This is a genomic window from Rhizobium sp. 10N414 (genome assembly GCF_056394785.1).
In genome coordinates, this window is sequence record NZ_JBFTIN010000068.1 from 1 (window position 1) to 20,617 (window position 20,617).

Here is a 20,617-nt window from a genome sequence, read left to right on the forward strand (position 1 = left end):
GCAAGACCCCGGAAGCAGTCGTAGCGTTGATCAACGAACTGCTGGAGACCGACAACGACCAGCAGATTGCCAGTCGTCTCAACGCACTGGGGCATCGCAATTGGCGCGGTGAGCCCTTTACGTTGAAGAAGGTCATGATCGTTCGTCGAGCCTACGGCTTGAAGACCCGGTTCGAACGGTTGCGCGAGAGCGGCATGCTAACTGGCGAGGAAGTGGCTCGTCAACTTGGCGTCAGCGCCACAACCGTCCACCAACTCGGACGCGCTGGTGTTCTAAAGCGCCACCGCTACGCTACCAACCACCGGTACCTGTATGAGCCACCGGGCAACGTCAGACTCGCAAAAGGCGTCGGCGGTCGCTATGGTGGCCGTCAGCCCCGGCTAATTGACGCTCAACAAACCCAACAAGGTGCATCGTGATGTCTGCTCCTTGGCCTGAGGGGTGTTGGCGCAGATGATATCGATGTTGAGCTCATAAAGCGCCCGGCCGAATTGCGTCAGGCCGCTCGTGCGGTCCTTCTCCGACGCATGCGTGGAGCGGAAAACACCATGCTTGTCACTGTAGAAGGCCAGCGGTTTGCCCCATTGCTGCAGATAGGCCTTGGTCGCGTGCAGATAGTCGAACGTGTTCTCCGATCCGGCAAACCGTAGATGCAGCAGCTTGCCGGTCGCGTCATCGATATAGACGAGCAGGGCGCATTTGGGCCCACGGTTCTCGAACCACCAGTGATGCGAGCCATCGATCTGCACCAGTTCGCCAAAGCAATCACGTCGGCCGCGTGGCTGGAAAACCCGCTTCTTGCGTTCCCGGCGTGATACCCAGATACCAGCCTCGGTCATCCATTGCCGCAGCGTCTCCTTGGCGACAGAGATATGATGCAGCTCGATCAGCTTCTCGCGCGCCAGCGTCGGACCGAAATCAAGATAGCGTTCGCGAATCAGATCCAGCGCCGCATTGCGAAACTCCTCGCTGTGGCGCCGGTTGCTCGGACGCGATCGCTTCCTGGAAACAAGACCGGCCGGACCATCCCGGTCATAGGCCTGCAGCAGCCGATGCACCTGGCTTCGACTGAGGTCGAGCCGTTCGGCAGCCTGGACGACGCTCAGGCGTTCGTCACGGATCTTCTGGATAAGTTCAAGGCGATGCAACTCTTTCTGCGACATGGTGATCAAACAGGACATGACGACTCCGACCGCTCATGGTCTCGACCAGGCTGAAGATCGTCATCCTTGCTCCCAACGTTGGCTTTGACCAGTGCGTCGAGAGGCGAGACTGTCGCATCTCTAACTGGCCCAACTGTCGCATTACTAAATAGCCTCTACACCCCATGTGGCGGCAAGGTTGAAATGTCCGCCGATTTGCAAAGTAGAAATGTCACCTTGGGCGGGTCTTCAGCCATTTAGAAATGCGACACTCACCATGTCCACTTGCACTGAGGCAAGCCCCCGACCGGACCGGCTKGGCCRGGTTGCAAGGGAAGGGAGGGGGCGGGTGRGACRCACCCCTTCGGCTTTAGCTTTGAGACGATCCAATCGACCCGTCACTCGGCAGCTTGCTGCCGCAACAGAGCCGTCTCACGTCGCGCAATCACCGCCGGATCGTTCATGTAATCCGTGCGCCTTCCGGGCTTGCGACCCCTCGGCTTATAGCCATTTTTGTCACTGTTGCTCTTCACGRCCGGCTGTTCCTGCTGGTCCTGACGCTCCTTGATATAGGCTAGGAGTTCACCCAGCCGCTTGTTCTCGGYAATCGCCGCATGCGTCACCCGCTGATCCTTGTCGAACACCKRRTAGGGCAGGCAATAGCCTTTCCAACGCACATCCAGCCGACCGTCCGCATAGGCATAGGTCTCGACATAGCGACCGACCAAACCACGCGTCACCTCTGTCTCCTCCAGCATGATCCGCTTGCGCTCGAACGAGAACGTCAGCTGCGCACCGACATAGCGCTGCTCGCGTGCGCAAAGAATCTCGATATTTAGCTCGCAAAGCGCACGCCCGAACTGGGTCATGCCCTGGCCACCCTTGGCATCCTTTTTAGGGACCCGGAACACCGTATGCTTGTCGGAATAAAAGGCGATCGGAGCACCGTGATCCTTCAGGTAAAGCTCGAGCGCCTCGAAATAGCTGAAGGTGCTTTCGGAACGCACGAAGCGCAGCTGCATCAGCTTGCCGGTCGCATCATCGACGAACACCAGCAGCGAGCACGGCGGTCCGCGATCCTCGAACCAGCGATGCTCGGACCCGTCGATCTGCACCAGCTCGCCATAAGCCTCGCGCCGCAATCGTGGTTGATGAAACGCCCGCCGCTGCTTGCGCGACAACCATAGTCCAGCATCGACCATCCAGCCGCGCACCGTCTCGCGTGACACACGCAAGCCATCGCGCTCAGTCAACTTCTCTGTCGCCAAGGTCGGCCCGAAACCCGCATAGCGCTCGCCAACCAGCGTTACCGCATAATCGCGAACGCCGTCGCTGATCCGGTTGTTCGACGGTCGGCCAATCGCCTTGTGCCGGATCGACGCCGCGCCGTCCGTGCACATCCGTTGCAGAAGCCGACGGACCTGGCGGGTGCTCAGATCAAGCACATGCGCCGCCGACACCAGGGTCATCCGGCCGTCGATCACCTTCGACAAAATCTCGATCCGCTGCAGATCACGCTCGCTCATCGCAATCAATCCCATCTGCAATCTCCGCCGTCATCAAAACCGCGGAGAGAGTGACATTTTTACTTTGCAGAAACAGGACATTCTAACTTTGCGGCTACACCCCACAATCAGATAATCTATCTTATGGAACACCCGAGCGATTTTGAAGCTTTTGCTTTTTCGGCTCTAATGACCTTTTAGGACAATCGTCCGAAACCGGCGTGAACGGTCATTTAGCTGTTGCGTTCTCGCGCTACACTGAAGTGTAGCGCGTCCTTTCACCTGCACCGCAACATAATCTCAGTTCGACATCGTTGGCGCCAGCGACGGCTGGTTTGATCAGCGCCGGTTCGTGCGCGGTTCCAAAAAGCAACACAGCGTTCGTTCGCGGATGTCCATTGTCGTCGGGATCAGGCATCTGGCATCCCTTCTGAGGTTACGGCCACTCCTCCTCCTGCCAGTCGCGAGCGGCATGGATGACCCGGATGATCACTACTGCCTCGTCCGTGAGCGCGTAAGCGATGACGTAAGGCAAGCCCGTCACTACCTTCTCGTAAGTGCCAGTCACGCGCCCCGGCCTGCCGGTGGCGAACTCACTGAGCCTGTTGCCCGCGTCCTCGACGGCGTCAACGACCCGCTCGGCTGCATCCGGATTATCGTCGGCGATGTAGGCGAGGATGTCGAGATAGTCGCGGTGCGCGTCAGCCGACCAGACAACTCTCCTCATCCTTGCGCTTTCTTGCGCCGTGCTTCCGCAATTATCTGGCGGGCTTCAGCTATCGCTTGCTCGTGCGGGACGACGCGGCCAGCCTTCCCGTCGGCCAGCCCGCGCTGGATGCCTTCAATAATGGCAAGCTCGCGCTCGACATAGGCCGAGACCGCCTCTCCCGCGAGGAAGGATTTGCTGCGCTTCGTCCCTTCGGCGATCTTTGTCAGCTTGGCCAAGGTGTCTTCCGAAACACGGATCGTCATCGTCGCACTCATGCTACACTCTCCGTTGTGTTTACATGTACACACTATAGTACGGCATGCCGGTTGGGGGTCAAGGCTTGGCTGGCGTTCCCCTGATGACAGCCATCGCATCGGCGTCCTGTCAGCACTTCGGCGACGACCTGCGCGTGACCGGCCTCGCATGCGCGAGCCTAGAGAGGCAGGCTGCCCCCAGTTCAGCGAGGTATAAAAAGCAACACTTGGCTCTCTCGCCGCTGCAACACTGGCAAAGATGTTGCAGCTTCTTCTCGGACAAAAAGCGACAATAGGCTACAAAAGAGGTGCAACAGCAGGTTCGAACTCCGGTGGTCGGAAGTCTATGCCGAATAAGGTATCGCCTTCGCTCGCTCACCCAGCTTCATTGGCGAAACCGCACTCTTTGGAACTGGATTAAGACGTGCGGAACGTGACCAGGCGATTGTTCAAGACCCAAGCTAGCGCGAGATGGTTACTCAATGTGATTCTAGTTCCGACTATAGCCGCCGCCCCGCCTCCTAACTTTCGCGGAGCCCCCACACCGAAGGTAAAGACCTATCTGAGGTTGTGCCCGCTCTGATGCCGCCAGAAAGCGAAAACGGCTTGGATCGTGCCCCGCGGACCATTATGATCTCTCGCTGGGAGAAACACTATGCGGGATCATATCGAACGAAGACTGGCGGCGATACTCGCGGCGGACGTCGTTGGTTACTCTCGCATGATGGCAGCCGACGAAGCCGCCACCCTGGTCGCCCTGAGGCATCACCGACGATCCGTCTTTGATCCGGCCGTCGCGAACAACAAGGGCCGCCTTGTGAAGCGGATGGGGGATGGGGCGCTCGTCCAATTTGACAGCGTTGTCGATGCGGTTACTTGCGCGCTGGCGTTACAGGACGACGTCGCTCCCGAAGCTGATAATTCCCTGTCTGCGATCGTTCTACGGATTGGCGTTAACCTCGGCGACGTCATACTTGAGAACGGCGATGTCTATGGTGACGGTGTCAACATTGCCGCCCGATTGGAGTCCCTGGCCGAACCTGGCGGAATTTGCATCAGCTCACTCGTGAAGGAAAGCATCGTCGGTCGGATCAATGTGTTGTTCAACGACGGCGGCCAGGTTCAATTGAAGAACATTGACCGTCCGATTCACATCTGGAAGTGGCAGCGACCTACATCCGGGAACGCTATCCCCAAGGCCGCGCAGGCGGAAAACATGTGCCCAGCCTTGGCGGTGCTGCCGTTTCAGAACATGAGCGGAGAGTTAGCGCAGGAATACTTCGCGGACGGCGTCGTGGAGGACATAATAACGGCGCTCAGTCGCTTTCGATCCTTCGCTGTAATCGCTCGAAATTCCTCCTTCATCTACAAGGACCGCGCAGACGTCCGCCAGGCGGCTCGTGAACTTGGTGTCCGTTACGTCCTTGAGGGCAGCATTCGGAAAGCCGGCACACGGCTGCGTATCACCGCGCAACTCGTCGAGGGAAGAACCGGCGCACACCTCTGGGCCGAGCACTATGATGGCTCGGCCGAGGATGTTTTTGACTTCCAGGATCACATTACGGAAAGCGTGGTCGCCATCGTCGAACCACACATCAAAAGCGCGGAAATTGCCCGTTCCCGGAGAGAGCGCCCGGGCAGCGCCGAGGCATACGATATGTACCTTCAAGCGCTAGAGAACCTGCATGCTAGCGAACCGGATAGGAATACCGTTGGGCTCTCGTTGATACAAAAGGCGATCGAAATCGAGCCAAGCAATGCGACCTACCTCGCCTTTGGCGTCATACTACTGATGCAGCGCGCCGTTTTGGGATGGAACTTTCCCAGCGCTGCCGATGACCGGGCACTGTGTATGAACTTTATCGAACGTGCCCTGTCCACGGGCAATGGCGACGCGACAGTAGTGGCCACGTGCGGCAACGCTCTTATCCAGTATTTACGAGAATACGATCGGGGGGTCGAACTTGTCCAACGGGCCGTCGCCATGAATCCAAACAACTTGGATGTGGTGAATGTCGCGGGTGTTGCCAATCTTCTCTGCGGTAGCCTCGACGAAGCAAGCGCATACTTCCTTCGTGCTGAGCGGCTCAGTGCAACCGGGATGGGGTCGCACTGGAGCTTGACCGGCCTCGCCCACGCCGAGTTGGTGCGCGGCAATCTGGAGCAAGCACTGGTCTGGGCGGGCAAGTCGCTGGCGGCCAATCAACACTACGGTCCATGTTTTTGGATGCTAATCGCGGCCAATGCACGGCTCGGTCGCATTGACGAGGCCCGAAGACATCTCGCCAGTTTGCTCGCTATTTCACCCACGATCTCTGTCGCCAGCATACGCGAAGGTCAAGCCGCCAAAATTCCGGGTCGGATTGAGCCAATCCTGGAAGGACTGCTGCTCGCTGGCATGTGCCGAGGCGAATGAGGCCACGACGTTGGCGTTGCAAATCGCTTCTTGCTGTACCCCGGAAAGGATCAGGTTTATAATTTTTCCGCCAAAAAATTAGCCTGGGGAGGGACCCATGCGCGGGCTGATAGGAAGCGTGGCGATCTACTTCAGCACTCTTGCGATGTCCTACGGCGGTCCGCTTCACGATGCCGCCAAGAGCGGTGATTTGGTCGCGCTCGCGGCATTGCTGGATGCTGGAACAGACATTGAGGAACAGGATAAAGGAGCCACGCCTCTCGTTGTCGCGGTGCGTAGCGGCCATGCCGATGCAGCAGAAATTCTGATCAAGCGCGGGGCCGACGTGAACAAGGAGTCCGCACTTGGATTGCCTCTTACCGCTGCCGTCTTGACGGCGTCTCCGGGCCTCGTCCGGTTGCTGGTTGCGAATGGCGCCGACCCCAATGCCGCCGCGCGTGGCGAGCGGATGTTACATTTCGCGGTCGCCAGTAACTGCCTCGACTGCGTCAAGGCGCTCGTTGAAGCGGGCGCAGACGTCAACGCCATCTGGGTGCGGGGTGATCCCAAGCGCAATCCCTCTATCATAACGCCTTACCACCTCGCGAAACATGACGATCATGCGGAGATTGCCGACTACCTCCTGAACAACGGCGTCATTGTTCAGAAACCCCAGCCGATTTCAGCGAAACTGGCGAACGGTGATCCGATCAAAGGGGCAGCCTTCTTCGCCTCCAATTGCGCCAATTGCCATGTCACTGGCGTGAAGGACCCGCCAAGAAGGGGCCCGAACCTGTGGAATGTCGTAGGACGCAAGAAGGCCTCGACGCCGTTCGGCGGCTACTCCAAGACGCTGAGAGGCTGGTCAGGTTCCTGGACATACGAGGACCTCAACATCTTCATCGCCGGTCCTACGCTCACAACGCCGGGGGTAGATATGGACGTCGGTGGCGCACCCGACGAAGCGGATCGGCTAAACGTGATCGCCTATTTGAGAACGCTCAGCGACTCGCCCGTTCCGCTGCCCTGAACGGCGTCGATTGGAGAGGAGAGATAAGGCGGCTTGAGGGTCTTCGAATTTCTCCAAGCCGTCTGTAAGTCGAACCTATCGTACGCGGTACAATCCCCGTTTTCATACGCTTCTACCGCCATCATTTGGTCGACGAAGTTCACGGCGGCTCCGGGTGCTGCTCTCAATTAGGACGAGCTCAACACCAGCAGCCTATTGGCGCGCGAATTTGGAAGCGGCGTCACACGCAGTGCTTGGCGGACCCGTTCGGATGTGTCAGACTATCAACGCCGTAGAGCGCGAAATTGCCCTGCATCAGATGGTAAACCTTCGCTCGCTATCTCGAAAGTCCGTTTGCATCTTCGCCCCGACGGACTATTGCTCGCGGGCATGCGCTGAGGCGCCACGGCTACCGCATCAAAACGAGATCCGCTTTCCAACAGACAATGGTACGATCTTGCTGTCGCCAAAAGCGTTCGCCAGCGCGTTCATGGCTCGCCACCCGGTGCAATGGCCCGCAGCGATGGTGGCAAGGTCGAACGACGCCAACGCTTCGACGGTTGCCGGGATGATCCGCTCGTTCTGTCCGACAAGATGCAGCCCGCCCACGACGGCATGGAGCGGCACACCGGGAAGGCTCGACTTTGCGTGCGTCAGTACATTGATCACGCCCGCATGTGAGCAGGCGCTGAAAATGACCAGGCCTTTCCCGGTAACGTTCACGGCCAGGAAGCGCTCATCCATCATCAGCTCGTCCTGCACCCATTCGCTGCCGTCCGTTGACTGCCGATATTGGCCGGGAAATCCCCGTTCGAAAGCGGTCACGCGGTGTATCTCGCCGCTCACGTAAGCCGATCCTTCCAATAACAGCTGCGGCTCCCTCGTATTGACCGTGGCAGCGCCGAAGGAGGCAAGTTCTTCCAAGCTGGCCACGTCTTCCATGAGGCGCAACGACCCATCTTGCCGCTTGAGGGCACGTTTCCCGAACATGTCCGGATGGACGTAGCAGGCGACCGGATTGCCCCCATTGCGGTCCCGGATGAGTTGCAAGGCACAAAGCATCGCTCCGCAATGATCCCAGTGGCCGTGCGATAGAACAATTGCCTCAACACGCCCAAGCTCGACGCCAAGCCGCGCGACGTTCTGCTCGAGGACGCGGTCTTCGGGACCGGTGTCGAATAGTATTGTTCTCGTGACGCCTCCTTGATGAATGGTAACGAGACAAGCCAGACCGTGGGCCGCGCAACATAGGCATTTGCCGCCCATGATCCACATCCCACGACGCCGCCGCTCTATGGCCGCGATCTCCGTCTCCACAAATGAAGGCACCGTGGAAAGATTGTCTGTGAGATTGTCGACAAGAACCCGAACCTCGACGCTGTCAACCGCCATTAGCCCGTTCATCAGACCCTCCGTGCCTCGAAATGTCTGTGGGACTGGTTACCAACCTGACTGCGATTCTATCACCGAATGCGCGGTCCCCCAAACAAGGCGTCACGCCCGCGATGACGCCGGCGCGGGCCTTCTCGCGCTCAACACCAGGGACCGAAACAGGGGCCACTTGCCTAACGATGCTTAGAGAAGAACCACAATCGAACCTCGTCGCCTGGCACCATAAGGGCTGTTTGCATCGTCAAGGCTGTGATGCACCGGCGGCCTTTCGCGTTATCTGAACCGATCCCGATTATGGTCACACGGTCTTTGATGCCTGCTCGTGATAGCTGTCCGCTGCAAGGTTGTCCCCGGCAACCTTTGCAAGGGTAGCCAGATTGTAAAGCGTGTTCCTGTCGCCCGGCCGATGTCGCAGAGCGGCGAGATAGTAGGTTTCGGCACCAGCGACATCGCCGTTTTCTTGGAGAAGGATCGCCAGGTTATTGAGTGCCTCGACATAGTTCGCGCGTGCCCGAATCGCCGCCCGGTAATGCGCTTCTGCTTGCACACGATCTCGGCTTTCGAGAAACATGGCATAGTTGAAATGAGCTTCCGGAGATTCGGGTGACGCTTTGAGCGCCGCTTGATAGTGATGGTCAGCCCTTGCCGTATTGCCTCCTGCTTCGAGGAAAATAGCGTAGTTGTTGTGGGCTTCCGCAAAGCCGGGGCGAAGCTGAAGTACCGCTTCGTAATGGCGTTCAGCTTCGATCCGGTCGTTGCTGCGCTCGAAAAGGCCAGCAAGGCGCAACCACGCGTCGACATATTCCGGTCGAAATTTTATCGCGTCTCTGTAGTGTATCTCTGCCTGATCGAGATCGCCCCCCTCTTCGAGCAGAATCGCGAAGTTGTAGTGTGCTTCGGGATAGCGAGGCCACAACCGGAGTGCGGCGTTGTACTGTTCAGCGGCACCAAGTTGATCACCAGATGATTTCAGCAGTACCCCGAGGTTGTTGTGAGCTTCGGGATAGTTCGCGCGAAGCTCCAGCGCCCGCTCATAGCATCGGCGTTCAACTTCCGTGGAATTGCCCTCGCCGACCCGTTGCTGCCCGACCCCCGTGAGGAACCAATCTTCGGCCGTCATCCGATCCTCAGGCCTCGCAGCAAGCGCCGTGTGGTCGATCGAGATAAGACGATAGAGCTGTCGCCTCGGCAGGAAGTCGCCCTTCAACTCGCAAGTCTCCGCCTCCTCAAACTCGTACGCAGGCAGGTCAATCAGGTCTAGAATGGTCTGGGTGACGAACAGCGAGTCGGGGGAGGCACATGATTCAACACGTTTGGCTATATTGAGGAAGCGGCCGATCCACGCATCGCTGTCTTCGATGCGCGAACATTCGCCGAAATGGCAGCCGACCCGGATCGGAAGGTCGTCGGCGCTGTCTTTCGTCAAATATCTCCGACGCTGTTTCCAGAACGCAATGAGTTTCAATCCAAAGTGGACTGCGACGTCGGCGCATTCGAATAGAAAAAGATGGCCGTCCCCTGTAAAGTTCTCATGCCGCCTCCCATACTGGCTGGCGAGAGTCTGGGACAGATACCGATACTCGGTGATGACGTTTGTTACCGCGTCACGCGAGACTCTGTTCCAGACAACCGAATGCCTGACTAGATCGGTGAAAACGGCGGCGAAGTAGATGTCCATGATTCACTTGCCAGAACCACCTGTGAGGTTTCCATCATGCCACAGTATATGGTTGAAAGACATCTGCCTGGCATTACTCCGGAACAGCTTGGCGCAGCAGCTTCCCGAGCAAAAAAGGTCACGGCCGAAATGACCGACCAAGGAACGCCAGTGCGCTATCTACGTTCGACGTTCGTTCCATCGGAGGAAAGATCCTTCTGTCTCTTCGACGCGCCGACAAAGCGTGACGTCGAGGAAGCGAACAGGCTCGCTGAAATACCCTTGGTCCGAATTACTGAGGTGAGGCACATCGCGGCGGAGGACTTCACTAGTGCGCATAGGCGGATGCTTTAGGATCGAAACAGATTTTTGTACTGTGAGGGCTGAGATCTGAGATATTGCGGAGGCGCCGACACCTGCCCTCCAAGAACGGCTGCCGCGTGCCAAGGCCAACGAGGGTCGTAGAGCGCGGCTCTTGCTATTGCGATGAGATCCGCGTCTCCGGTAGACACAATCTCCTCAGCCTGAGCAGGCTCGGTCAACCCTACGGCGACAACCGGGATCTTGATCTCATTCTTGATGGCCCGTGCAAGCGGAACCTGATCTTCCCAGGCGTCCGAACTCAGCGGCCAGCCGTGGCTGAACCCGATGGGATCGCCAGCGCCCCGATCGTTGAAGAAAATTTCTGCACAGACTTTCGTTTGTAGGCGGTGTTTAGACCGCATCTTTCGGATCAGTGCGTGATTGCTTAAAGTTACGCCGCGATGATTGGGCGAGCGTTTCGATGGCGAGAGCGGCGAAGTTTCCGGCATGGGAGGATATGATTTGAACGAGACACAATACCTGTGGGAATGGCGCGAGAAGATCGCAAATCTCTACTACGAGGTACGTTCTGGCCCGGACGTGGTTGCTGCCTGGAGGCTTTGGTGCGACACCCGTTCGACCCTGTTTCGCGACCATCCTCAGTCGCCAATCGAATTGGCGGACCGCAAGACGTTCGAAGGGCCGACGACATTTTCTTATGATCCCTCGTTGCGCTTGACGGTACAGCTTGTCGCAGTCACGCCGGACCGGATAACCGTCGCAACTGGAGTGGATGGTGACCTGTCGATGCATGCGTTCTCTCGTACATCGGGGCTGGAGGCCAGATTGGGCGGCGAATTAACCCTTTACTGGATTGAGGGGTACGGCGGTGGCGTGTTCCTGCCGTTTGTCGACGCGACCTCAGGGACCGAGACATATGGCGGTGGCCGATATCTCTTCGACACCATCAAGGGAGCGGATCTCGGAGTTGTCCGTCCAGACGGCGCATTGATACTCGATTTCAATTTCTCCTATTTTCCTTCGTGCGCCTATTCATCCCGCTATGTCTGTCCATTAGCGCCATCGGACAATCGACTGAAAGGCGCGGTGAGAGCCGGTGAACGGCTACCTGTCTCGAAACGATAAACGCCGAGTTCAGAGGCCTTGAATCTCCGTAGCCGGGCATTCAGAAGGCGTCGCCGTGCGCGTATTTCCGTTCCGAATAATACCGTTGTGACAGAGATCTTTCACGCGCAACGCCAATGAACGGTATGATCCGGTTTGAGGCGAGACTGCAGGAGAACGTCTTCGTTAACTGATGAGTTTGTATCCCGAGGGGCAGCGCGCTTTACGAGATCACGACCATGGTGGAACTATGGCTCCAGATTGGAGGAAACGTACCAATCGAGCTTATCGATTTCACAATCCGTGGTGAGCCCGAGGCAGTTGACGTAGAACCCGACGACAAGGACTGCTGATTGGAGGTCCCTCGCCTCAGTTATCCCACGAATTGACCGCCGGAACGGTGTTTTTTGTTTCCCCCAAGGGGAAGAGGCAAGCTGGAGTTCCAGCCTGCCCCTAACCTCACCCACACTGGCAAACGAGAGCGGCGAGAGCTTTCTCGGAAGCGATCGACCCCGGCTCTTGGGGGCTACGCTGCCACTTCCTTGGCAAGTGTAGTTTTCACCCTTGGAACCACTTCTTCCCCGAATAGCCTGATGCTCTGGACCAATTTCTCATGCGGCATCGTTCCGATGCTGTATTTCAGCTGGAACCTCTGAATGCCAAGGTTCTCGATAACCGGCGCAAGCTTTGCGGCGACGCTCTCCGGTGAGCCGACATACAGCGAGCCCTGATCGATTTCGGCTTCGTAGTCTCTCTCGCTGACAGGACCCCAGCCCCGTTCACGGCCAATACGATCTCGCATGGCGCGGAAGTGCGGCCAGAACTCCGCTTTTGCAGCGGCATCGGTCTCGGCGATATAGCCCGGAGAATGAACACCAACGGGAATTGCCGGATGCTTTAGCTGCTCATTGGCGTTACGATATAGATCGACGAATGGCTTGAAACGATAAGGGCTCCCGCCGATGATGGCTAGCATCATCGGAAGTCCATACTGCGCGGCACGAATGACGGAATCTGGGCTTCCGCCAACGCCAAGCCACGTCTTCAGCGGGCCTTTCTCGACAAGGGGAAACACGCGCTGACCATTCAAAGGCGGCCGCGTCATCCCCGTCCAGCTAACTGGCTTCTGCTCAAGGAGCTGGGCGAAAAGCTCGACCTTCTCCTCAAACAGCTTGTCGTAGTCGGACAACGAATATCCAAAGAGTGGGAAAGACTCAGTGAAAGACCCCCTGCCCAGGATGACCTCTGCGCGGCCGTTGGACGCTGCGTCGACAGTTGCGAACCGCTGATAAACGCGCACGGGGTCGTCCGAACTCAGCACCGTGACGGCCGAACCCAGCTTGATCCTATCTGTCACCGTCGCAACGGCCGCAAGGACAGTTTCCGGGCTGGATACCGCGAAATCCTCGCGATGGTGTTCGCCAATCCCGAAGAAATCGATCCCAACCTGGTCGGCTGCCACGGCCTCCTTGATGACATTCCGGATGACCTGAGCATACGTTTCAGGCTGGCCGTTGGCGTCGTGTGTTACGTCCCCAAAGGTATCGACGCCGAATTCTACATTTGACTTTGTCATGCTTGTTGTCCCACGGGCCAAGCCGACGGTAACCGTCGACGCCCAATCGTTTGGATTTTGGGATCTTAGTTGGGGTGCCGCCTAGTAAAGCGGAATGGCGAAAAACTAGATCGTTATCATCGAAGAGTTAGAAGATATGCGGGGTCCCCAAGATGGGACGAGCACCTTGGGGCACACGATCAACGTGAGTAGCCTCGTCAAGCAGAACCGGCGGCCAGGGCTTCCCCGCTGGCTTTGACCACGGCATCCACTGTGATGCCGAACTTGTTGTAGACGTCATCGATCTTTCCGGATGCGCCGAAACTATGCATACCCACGAACCGACCATTGAACCCGAGATATCGGTCCCAGCTGTCCTGGACGGCAGCCTCTACAGCGACCCTCGCAGATCCCGCGCCGAGTACCTTCCTCTTGTACTCGGGCGCCTGAGCCTCGAACAATAGTCGGCATGGCATCGAGACGACGGCGGTCCGAATACCTCCGGCCTGCAACCGATCCCGAGCTTGGACTGCCAGATGGAGTTCTGAGCCGGTCGCCATGATAGTCAGCTGACGCTCGCCGCCTTCGGCTTCCAGCAGCACGTACCCGCCTTTGGCTGACAGGTTTTCGCTTCCAGGGTCCCTGCGCAGCAATGGCATTGGCTGCCGGGACAGTGCGATGAGAGCAGCTCTGCGGGGAGCGTCGAGAATTGCTTCCCAGCATTCTGCCGTTTCAATCGGATCACCCGGACGGTAAACAGCGAGCCCTGGGATTGCCCGAAGTGCGGACAGATGCTCGACTGGCTGATGGGTCGGCCCATCTTCGCCCAGGCCGATAGAATCGTGCGTCATCACAAAGATCGAGCGGATTTCCATCATGGCGGCAAGGCGAATGGCAGGTCGCGCGTAATCAGAGAACGTCAGGAACGTGCCGCCGTACGGAATCAATCCCCCGTGAAGGGCGATGCCATTGATCGTGGCGGCCATACCATGCTCGCGGGCGCCATAATGGATGTAGGAGCCCGCATACTGACCGGGGGCGATCTCGACCTGGGACTTGGCTTTCGTGTTGTTGGACGGCGTCAGATCGGCTGAACCACCGATCAGCTCCGGTACGGCCTCGGCCAAGTGATTAAGGACGGTACCACTGGCTTGGCGAGTGGCCATATCCTTCTCGCTTGCCAGCAACTCACTTTTGGCCGCCTCGATCGACTTGCGCCAGTCGTGCGGCAACTCACCTTTCATCCGGCGCGCGAACTCCGTGCGGATTTCCTCGTTCGCGGTTTGGACGCGCACTGCCCACGCCATCCGCTGGTTTTGCCCCTTTGAGCCAATGGAGCGCCACGCCTCAAGCAGGTCACCTGGGATCTCGAACGGAGGCGGCGACCAGTTCAGGATCTTTCTTGCGCCCGCAATCTCTTCCTCCCCTGGCGCATCACTGTGCGCTTTCTGGGTGCCGGCCTTTGTCGGGAAGCCGAAACCGATGATCGTCTTGCAGGCGATCATCGACGGTCGGTCGGTGACCTTCCGCGCCTCGATGATCGCTGCCCTGATAGCATCGGTATCGTGCCCGTCGATCTGCAGGACATGCCAGTTGGCCGAACGGAAACGCGCCTGATGGTCATCGGACTCGGCGAGGCTGGTCGCGCCGTCGATGGAAATCGAGTTGTCATCCCAGAAATAGATGAGCTTCCCGAGTTTCAGGTGACCTGCGAGCGCGATGGCTTCCTGGCTGATACCTTCCATCAGGCAACCGTCGCCATGGAAGACGTAGGTGTAATGGTTCGAAAGATCGTCGCCGAACTTTGCGTTCATGATCCGCTCGGCCAGGGCTATGCCGACCCCGTTGGCCAGCCCCTGCCCCAGTGGACCGGTCGTCGTTTCGATACCTGTCGCGTGATGGTATTCTGGGTGCCCTGCTGTTCGCGAACCGATTTGGCGAAAATTCTTGATCTCATCGATGGTCATATCCTCGTAGCCGGTCAGATACAGAAGGCTGTAGAGCAGCATCGAGCCATGACCGTTCGAGATCAGGAACCGGTCACGGTCGTACCAGTATGGGTCCTTGCTATCGAACTTCATGAATTCAGAGAAAAGCACGGCCGCGATGTCTGCCATGCCCATTGGCATGCCGGGGTGACCGCTTTTGGCCCTCTGGACCGCGTCCATGGAAAGGAACCGAATGCAGTTGGCGAGCTTGCGGAGGTGGGGGTCTTTGGGCGCGGGAACAGATGCGGTCGTATCGGGCATGGGTGGTATCTCCTAGTTCGGACCGAGTATCTCGCTCGGAGATAGGGCGAGGACGAAGGAGCGACAGAATGGTGACGCGTCAGCGACTATGGGTCACACATCAGAAGGTGGACTGGCTGTCCCCGGAATGTCAAAGCTGGAAGCTGCGGGAACAGCCGCTTGGAAAAGCGTTCTCAATTTACTTACGCATCTTCGCGGGCTTGCTCATCACAACCAACGCGACGCCTCTCAGTTTGACCGAGCACCCGCCACAGAAGGCAAATTTCACCTCGTCGGCTTGCGAACGCTAAGCATCACGCACATGCCGTTCCGGTAAAGATTGAATGCTTGGCAGGATGAGGTGGAGACGCACTGGTCCTGACAGGTAGCGAGACTGCCCCCGCAAACTTTGCAAAAGGCTTACCCAAGACTTCGACGTCTTTGCTGGTTCGGAAGTCCAGACCAGGACCGTAGTCGTGGCCGATCCTTGTGATGTCTGTTTCCAAGCCCTTGTACCCCAAGACTTCTTCCGACGAAAAACGCATACGTTGCGGTGCTGCTAGCCACTACGCTGACCGCTTGCGCGACCACCACGCCTGCGTCCTCGCCTATGGAGGAGGCGCACCTGAACCGTTACGCTGGCGCAGAAGCTGTCGCCCGCAACTGTCCGGCCTTCGGCGGATACGGCTAGTTTGCAGCCATGTGGTCGGATGCCGAGAGCAAGTTGGCGCGAGCATGCGCACTGGGCGCTAAAGAAGCCGACATCAGGCAAGCCCGGGAGAGGATGAACGGGCAACTTCTGTCGGCGATCGTCCTTGTTGGCGCACCTGAGGCCTGCAGTAGCTTTGCCAACGGACTGGCATGGGCTGGGACGACCCCTGCTATCGTTGAGCCAAAGAAGACCGCAGCTACCAAGGGTAAGAAGTAGGGCTAGCGATAGTAGGCGGTAATGTCGCGCTTTGCGCAGGCGGCGCGTTTACTCCGGCTTCCATTGATACCGTTCGGGATGGGCCTCAACCTTGGCTTCCGTAATGCTTCCATCCTTACGACCGGTGGGGTCGACATACATCGCCCTGGCGGCCATCAATGCGTTGCAAAGTTCGGCTTCATCGGCGTCGAGGGTCGCCATAAACACGCGCTGTTCATCATCCGCCAGAGCAAGAAACTGCTCGTATTGATCAATAGCCTCGGGTTTGGCGCCGTCTCCAAAAGGCAGCCACTTGAGCCGAAGGCGTTGACGTAGGGTTGCCTCCTGCCGCTTCCTGCCTTTGCCATTGATGTGGTAGGTTTTGCCCTTTTCCAAAGTCATCTCGGTCAACCGAAGCTTCTTGGAGCTTCGTATGGTAGAGCACTCAACGTTTATTCGATAGTGGTTTATCGATAAGCGCGACAACTGGCCCGTCAGAGGCATCGTTTGCCGGCTGCCCCCCGCTAGGGGATGCGGCGCGCTGCCTTCGCCCGTCGTCGACCGAATTGCCATATCGCCCAAGCATGTCACGAAGCCATTGGTTTTCGGCCATTAGTTCTTTTCTTCGCTCGTCAACGCCCGCCGAGCATTTCAACCGGTCTGCCTGCCTAGAATGAACTGGGCGCTTGTCATTGCAAGCAACTCCCGGGCCGACAGGCAAACTGATTCCCTTTCGATCTATTTCTTCATCAAGGACTTCATCACAATCATCCACTCCCCTCGATTGGGCTTGAACGACGGCGTTATGCTTCCGAGAGTCACTTTCATAGAAACTGGACTCGCTTCCGGCCATCAGGTCATCGAGTTCTTGTATCCAGAGGTAATATTTCTCCCGCAAAGGATGGTCGTCGGCCAACGAAGCCAGCTTTGTTTGCGCTAAGCGCATTTTATCTCGATGCAATCGGATATCGATTTTCACTGCGCGTCCACCTCGCTATATCGAGGCAGAACATATAGTGAACATAAGCGGCGGTAAAGCTTGAGTCTTGAGCGGATAGTTCAAAAGAATCCGACACCCTGATTTTCTCTGCGGAACTCGACAGCAACGGAAAGCCACGGCAAGGGCTGCTGCAGCAGGCGCTAAGGGGCTTTATCTTTCAGACGACGACAACAAGCTCGTGTCGGATGCTGGTCCGGCCACACCGAAATCATTTGGTCCGCTTTTTGAGCCAACTGAGATCTGAGCTCAGTTATTTCGCCATCGATGTCTAACGCTGCGGCCGAAAACGTGTCGGCGACTGACCCACCCTTGGATGTTTTAGCCTTAGTAGCCGCGGCAGTGCGAGACTTGGGCGTTTTTAGCCGCCTAAAGGCCAACGGGAACGGAAGCGTCCCCTAAAAAGCTATCCGATGGCGGACATGGCGCACGCAGCCGTACTTTGCTACCCGCCCGTCGGCTGACGTCCATCTTTAGCTTCGGCGCGATTCCCCACAGGAAATCGCGCTTGCAGTTCCGAAAATCATGCGGCCTGAGAAGACAGGCTGGACGTTCTATACGCGATGAGATCTTCGATCGTGATTAGGTGGAGACCGTGTCGTTCAGCAAACACTTCCAGCTCGGGTAGCCGAGCCATCGTTCCGTCGTCGTTTGCCACTTCGCAGATCACTCCGGATGGTGAAAGACCAGCAAGCCGGGCAAGGTCAACCGCCGCTTCCGTGTGGCCCGGACGAGATAGAACGCCGTTTGGACGGGCTCTCAGCGGGAAGATATGTCCTGGACGCGCAAAATCCTCGGGACGAGAACCGTCAGTGACGAGGGCCCGAACGGTCGCTGCGCGATCGGCGGCAGAAATCCCGGTTGTTGTTTCTGGGATATAGTCCACGGACACGGTGAACGCCGTTTCGAGCACTTCGGTATTGCGCGAAACCATCAGGGGAATATCGAGTTCGTCGAGCCTTTCGCCTTCCATCGCGACGCAGATGAGGCCACGTGCGTAGTTCATCATGAACGCGATGGATTGAGGAGTGATTGCTTGGGAGGCAATCACGAGATCCCCTTCGTTTTCACGGTCGCGGTCATCGACAACAACGACGATCTCGCCACGGGCAATCGCGGCGATCGCATCATCAATCTTGGAAATTGCCATTCTCTTCTGCCTTTCAAGGGTTGCCGCGGTGAGCGGCGAGCATGGCCTTTAACAGCCACAATTTTTCCCTTGGGCGAACAAGATACAAGTCGTCGTCAAACACGACGACCCCTGCGTTGCTCTCTTCCATCCGGACTATGACCGTCGGCTCCGGCATCTCACCGGATCTGCTGACCCTTCGCTTTCGCGAAGGCGCTCGCGGGCTCCGAGTTGCCTCGATACCGCCGGTGGGGAATTACACCCCGCCCTGAGAACATGCGTAACATAGACATTCACTACATCAGTCCGCAAGAGAACGTCGCGATAAACTGCGGTGGAGAACATCCATCCGCAAAAGAGTGCACAGTCAAAGTACGTCATCCAAACCCTCGGCGGCATGGGAGATCCCTCCGTACAAACGCATGCGACGCAGCTGACGACTCGTCTTGCTCGTTTGACCGGCGCCAAACCAAAGCTGTTACCCGTACAAGGTGTGACACCGTCTCGGGAGGCAAAGCTGCTCATGCAAGCCGATCCGTTCGTCAGGGAGACAATCGACCTTTTCGGCAGCATAACGCTCGCGATTGTAGGCATCGGGCGCCGTCGAGCCGTCCGAGCTTCTCGCGCGATCTGGCAACATCTTTTCTTCGCGGGAACTCGCCGATCTAGCCCGCTTTTCTCACAGCGCCTCTGGTATTGATTGGGCGCGGTGTCGGGTGGCGTGGCGTCGATACCGGGGACGCGCGCGGTCGTCGCCGCGATGTGGGGCGTTTTGTTTGGGCCGGCGATGTATCCTCTGTCGTTGGCGGGAAGGGCTCGGGTCCGGCGGCATCATCGGGCCGCAGCGCATATTCGGGCGTGAGCCAGGGCAAATTCCTCGGCATAGGGGCAGGCCGAAGCCATCGCGACCTTGATGCGGCGGACCGAGATGCGGACCTGGGCGCCGATCTTCAAGAGCTTCAATCGGATCGTGCCGCAGGTGGCATCGGCAAGGCGGCTACCGGTGAGGCCGAGGCGGCGTAGCGCACAGATCAGCACATAGGCCAAGGATGCAAACCAGAGCCGCAACTGATTGGCGAGCATGGTGTGGGCGCTGGTGCGGTCGGCATAGAGATCGAGCTGGCATTCCTTGATGCGGTTCTCCATGTCGCCGCGCGCGCAGTAGAGCTCCTCGTAAAGCGGTTGTGCCTCCCAGTATTCCGGTTCCAGCGAGGTGACGATGAAGCGCGGATTGGCCCCCGCCACCGTCCATTCGGCCTTGGCCACCACCCGCCGTCGGCATGACCAGCTGTCCTTCGTCGACCACAGGAAGTCGCGGAAGACGCGGGCAGCCTGGCCGCTTGCCTTGGCCGCAAAGCTCGCTTCCTCCAGGGCCTCGGCGATCTTCTTTTCCAACCGCTTGTTGCGGGCAAGGCCAAATACATAGTCGACGCCGTTTGCCTCGCACCAGTCCATCAGTTCGTCGCGGGCAAAGCCGGAATCGGCCCGCAGGATGATGCGGACGTTGGGCCAGCGCGCGCGGATCTGCTTGACGATCCGCCCGACCTCCTCGACCGCGCCGGCGCTGGCGTCGATATTGGAGCGCCGCAACTTGGCCGCCAGCAGATGCCGGCCGCAGAAGATGTAGAGCGGCAAATAGCAATAGCCGTCATAATAGCCGTGGAAGAACCGCCCTTCCTGATGGCCGTGCAGCGGATCGTCGGTGGCGTCGAGATCGAGCACGATCTCCTCCGGCGGCCTGTCATGTGCATCCACGAACAGCTCTACGAACAGCGCTTCCAGCGCCGCTGCGTCATAGGCGATCTTATGATAGCGCGTCGGCGCACCGGGGCGGCCGTGCTCCAGCCGGTTCAACGTGGATTTGCCGGCAAGCACCGCACAGTCTTGTCGCTTCGGCGTCAGCCGCTCCGACAGCAGCGCAAGTACCGGGTCGTGGCGCAGCGTGTCGTGATCGTCGACATCCTCGTAGCCCAGCGCGATCGCCGCAATGCGCTGCCCGACCAGCGTGCGCATGCTGTGGACCGTGCACTTCGGATCGCGGCCATCAACGAAGCAGCCGGCCACCCGGTCGAATAGCCCGATGGCCCCATCGACGTGGCGAAGCAGCAGCGCACCGGCATCCGAGGTGATCGCGCCGCCGTCAAAACCAGCGATAACTTTGTGACCGTCGAAGCCTTCAAATGCGAGCTGAGCGGAGATACAGTGTGTTTGCATCGGGCCTCCGTAACGAATCTGGTAAGCCTTTGTCGCAAAAGCAGTTTCTCAGATTCGCGGGCCCGATGCACCCTTTACTTTGAGAGATTCAGGCTA

15 protein-coding genes, 4 pseudogenes and 1 riboswitch are annotated in these 20,617 nt (G+C 58.2%); of the genes and pseudogenes, 6 read left to right on the top strand and 13 right to left on the bottom strand.

Annotated features, from left to right (window positions below):
- A pseudogene (locus tag AC1DE4_RS30520) lies at nucleotides 1–419 on the top strand (recombinase family protein); the annotation flags it as partial.
- On the opposite strand, the pseudogene AC1DE4_RS30525 reads toward AC1DE4_RS30520, so the two are convergent.
- The 4 genes and pseudogenes from AC1DE4_RS30525 to AC1DE4_RS30540 all read right to left on the bottom strand — a co-directional run.
- Nucleotides 414–1,181 (bottom strand): annotated as a pseudogene (locus tag AC1DE4_RS30525) (ISNCY family transposase); the annotation flags it as partial. The pseudogenes AC1DE4_RS30520 and AC1DE4_RS30525 overlap by 6 nt on opposite strands.
- A 359-nt stretch (nucleotides 1,182–1,540) precedes the next feature.
- Nucleotides 1,541–2,683, bottom strand: coding sequence for an ISNCY family transposase (locus tag AC1DE4_RS30530; RefSeq protein ID WP_477884618.1), 1,143 nt, complete (start codon nucleotides 2,681–2,683; stop codon nucleotides 1,541–1,543).
- 400 nt (nucleotides 2,684–3,083) lie between these two features.
- Complete coding sequence (locus AC1DE4_RS30535; protein ID WP_477884619.1) at nucleotides 3,084–3,374, bottom strand: type II toxin-antitoxin system RelE/ParE family toxin; 291 nt, start codon at nucleotides 3,372–3,374, stop codon at nucleotides 3,084–3,086.
- Nucleotides 3,371–3,631, bottom strand: coding sequence for a CopG family ribbon-helix-helix protein (locus AC1DE4_RS30540; RefSeq protein WP_477884620.1), 261 nt, complete (start codon nucleotides 3,629–3,631; stop codon nucleotides 3,371–3,373). The genes AC1DE4_RS30535 and AC1DE4_RS30540 overlap by 4 nt, the downstream gene beginning before the upstream one ends.
- A gap of 634 nt (nucleotides 3,632–4,265) precedes the next feature.
- Between AC1DE4_RS30540 and AC1DE4_RS30545 the strand changes: the two genes are divergently transcribed.
- Both AC1DE4_RS30545 and AC1DE4_RS30550 read left to right on the top strand, forming a co-directional pair.
- Nucleotides 4,266–6,026 carry an adenylate/guanylate cyclase domain-containing protein gene (locus AC1DE4_RS30545; RefSeq protein WP_477884621.1) on the top strand — a complete coding sequence of 587 codons (1,761 nt, stop codon included), beginning with the start codon at nucleotides 4,266–4,268 and terminating at the stop codon, nucleotides 6,024–6,026.
- A gap of 97 nt (nucleotides 6,027–6,123) precedes the next feature.
- The gene (locus tag AC1DE4_RS30550) at nucleotides 6,124–7,035 is read left to right on the top strand and encodes an ankyrin repeat domain-containing protein (protein WP_477884622.1); all 912 of its coding nucleotides are present in this window, start codon (nucleotides 6,124–6,126) and stop codon (nucleotides 7,033–7,035) included.
- Nucleotides 7,036–7,431: 396 nt separating this feature from the next.
- On the opposite strand, the gene AC1DE4_RS30555 is transcribed toward AC1DE4_RS30550, so the two are convergent.
- Both AC1DE4_RS30555 and AC1DE4_RS30560 read right to left on the bottom strand, forming a co-directional pair.
- A complete protein-coding gene (locus tag AC1DE4_RS30555) occupies nucleotides 7,432–8,418 on the bottom strand; it encodes an MBL fold metallo-hydrolase (protein ID WP_026372062.1) in 987 nt (328 codons plus the stop codon).
- A 286-nt stretch (nucleotides 8,419–8,704) separates the two neighbouring features.
- Entirely contained in the window at nucleotides 8,705–10,084 is a 1,380-nt protein-coding gene (locus AC1DE4_RS30560; protein ID WP_477884623.1) for a tetratricopeptide repeat protein, read from the bottom strand.
- Between the two features lie 36 nt (nucleotides 10,085–10,120).
- Between AC1DE4_RS30560 and AC1DE4_RS30565 the strand changes: the two genes are divergently transcribed.
- Nucleotides 10,121–10,417 (top strand): DUF4242 domain-containing protein, encoded by a 297-nt coding sequence (locus tag AC1DE4_RS30565; RefSeq protein WP_477884624.1) that lies wholly within the window; start codon nucleotides 10,121–10,123, stop codon nucleotides 10,415–10,417.
- Here AC1DE4_RS30565 and AC1DE4_RS30570 read toward each other — a convergent pair.
- Nucleotides 10,414–10,665, bottom strand: a pseudogene (locus AC1DE4_RS30570) (oxidoreductase); the annotation flags it as partial. The gene AC1DE4_RS30565 and the pseudogene AC1DE4_RS30570 sit on opposite strands and share 4 nt — an antisense overlap.
- Before the next feature lie 208 nt (nucleotides 10,666–10,873).
- Between AC1DE4_RS30570 and AC1DE4_RS30575 the strand changes: the two are divergent.
- A complete protein-coding gene (locus AC1DE4_RS30575) occupies nucleotides 10,874–11,512 on the top strand; it encodes a DUF1684 domain-containing protein (protein WP_477884631.1) in 639 nt (212 codons plus the stop codon).
- Nucleotides 11,513–12,017: 505 nt separating this feature from the next.
- Here AC1DE4_RS30575 and AC1DE4_RS30580 read toward each other — a convergent pair.
- From AC1DE4_RS30580 to ribB, 5 genes are all read right to left on the bottom strand, one after another.
- Entirely contained in the window at nucleotides 12,018–13,067 is a 1,050-nt protein-coding gene (locus AC1DE4_RS30580) for an LLM class flavin-dependent oxidoreductase (protein WP_477884625.1), read from the bottom strand.
- 197 nt (nucleotides 13,068–13,264) lie between these two features.
- Complete coding sequence (gene tkt, locus AC1DE4_RS30585) at nucleotides 13,265–15,295, bottom strand: transketolase (protein ID WP_477884626.1); 2,031 nt, start codon at nucleotides 15,293–15,295, stop codon at nucleotides 13,265–13,267.
- Between the two features lie 955 nt (nucleotides 15,296–16,250).
- Nucleotides 16,251–16,592, bottom strand: coding sequence for a hypothetical protein (locus AC1DE4_RS30590; RefSeq protein ID WP_477884627.1), 342 nt, complete (start codon nucleotides 16,590–16,592; stop codon nucleotides 16,251–16,253).
- 34 nt (nucleotides 16,593–16,626) lie between these two features.
- A complete protein-coding gene (locus AC1DE4_RS30595) occupies nucleotides 16,627–17,160 on the bottom strand; it encodes a hypothetical protein (RefSeq protein ID WP_477884628.1) in 534 nt (177 codons plus the stop codon).
- A 541-nt stretch (nucleotides 17,161–17,701) separates the two neighbouring features.
- A complete protein-coding gene (ribB, locus tag AC1DE4_RS30600; RefSeq protein ID WP_477884629.1) occupies nucleotides 17,702–18,328 on the bottom strand; it encodes a 3,4-dihydroxy-2-butanone-4-phosphate synthase in 627 nt (208 codons plus the stop codon).
- 114 nt (nucleotides 18,329–18,442) lie between these two features.
- Nucleotides 18,443–18,587: riboswitch (FMN riboswitch) on the bottom strand.
- A 54-nt stretch (nucleotides 18,588–18,641) separates the two neighbouring features.
- On the opposite strand from ribB, the pseudogene AC1DE4_RS30605 reads away from it, so the two are divergent.
- Nucleotides 18,642–18,978, top strand: a pseudogene (locus AC1DE4_RS30605) (sugar-binding domain-containing protein); the annotation flags it as partial.
- A gap of 160 nt (nucleotides 18,979–19,138) precedes the next feature.
- On the opposite strand, the gene AC1DE4_RS30610 reads toward AC1DE4_RS30605, so the two are convergent.
- The gene (locus AC1DE4_RS30610; RefSeq protein ID WP_477884630.1) at nucleotides 19,139–20,521 is read right to left on the bottom strand and encodes an IS1380 family transposase; all 1,383 of its coding nucleotides are present in this window, start codon (nucleotides 20,519–20,521) and stop codon (nucleotides 19,139–19,141) included.
- Nucleotides 20,522–20,617 lie beyond the last annotated feature (96 nt).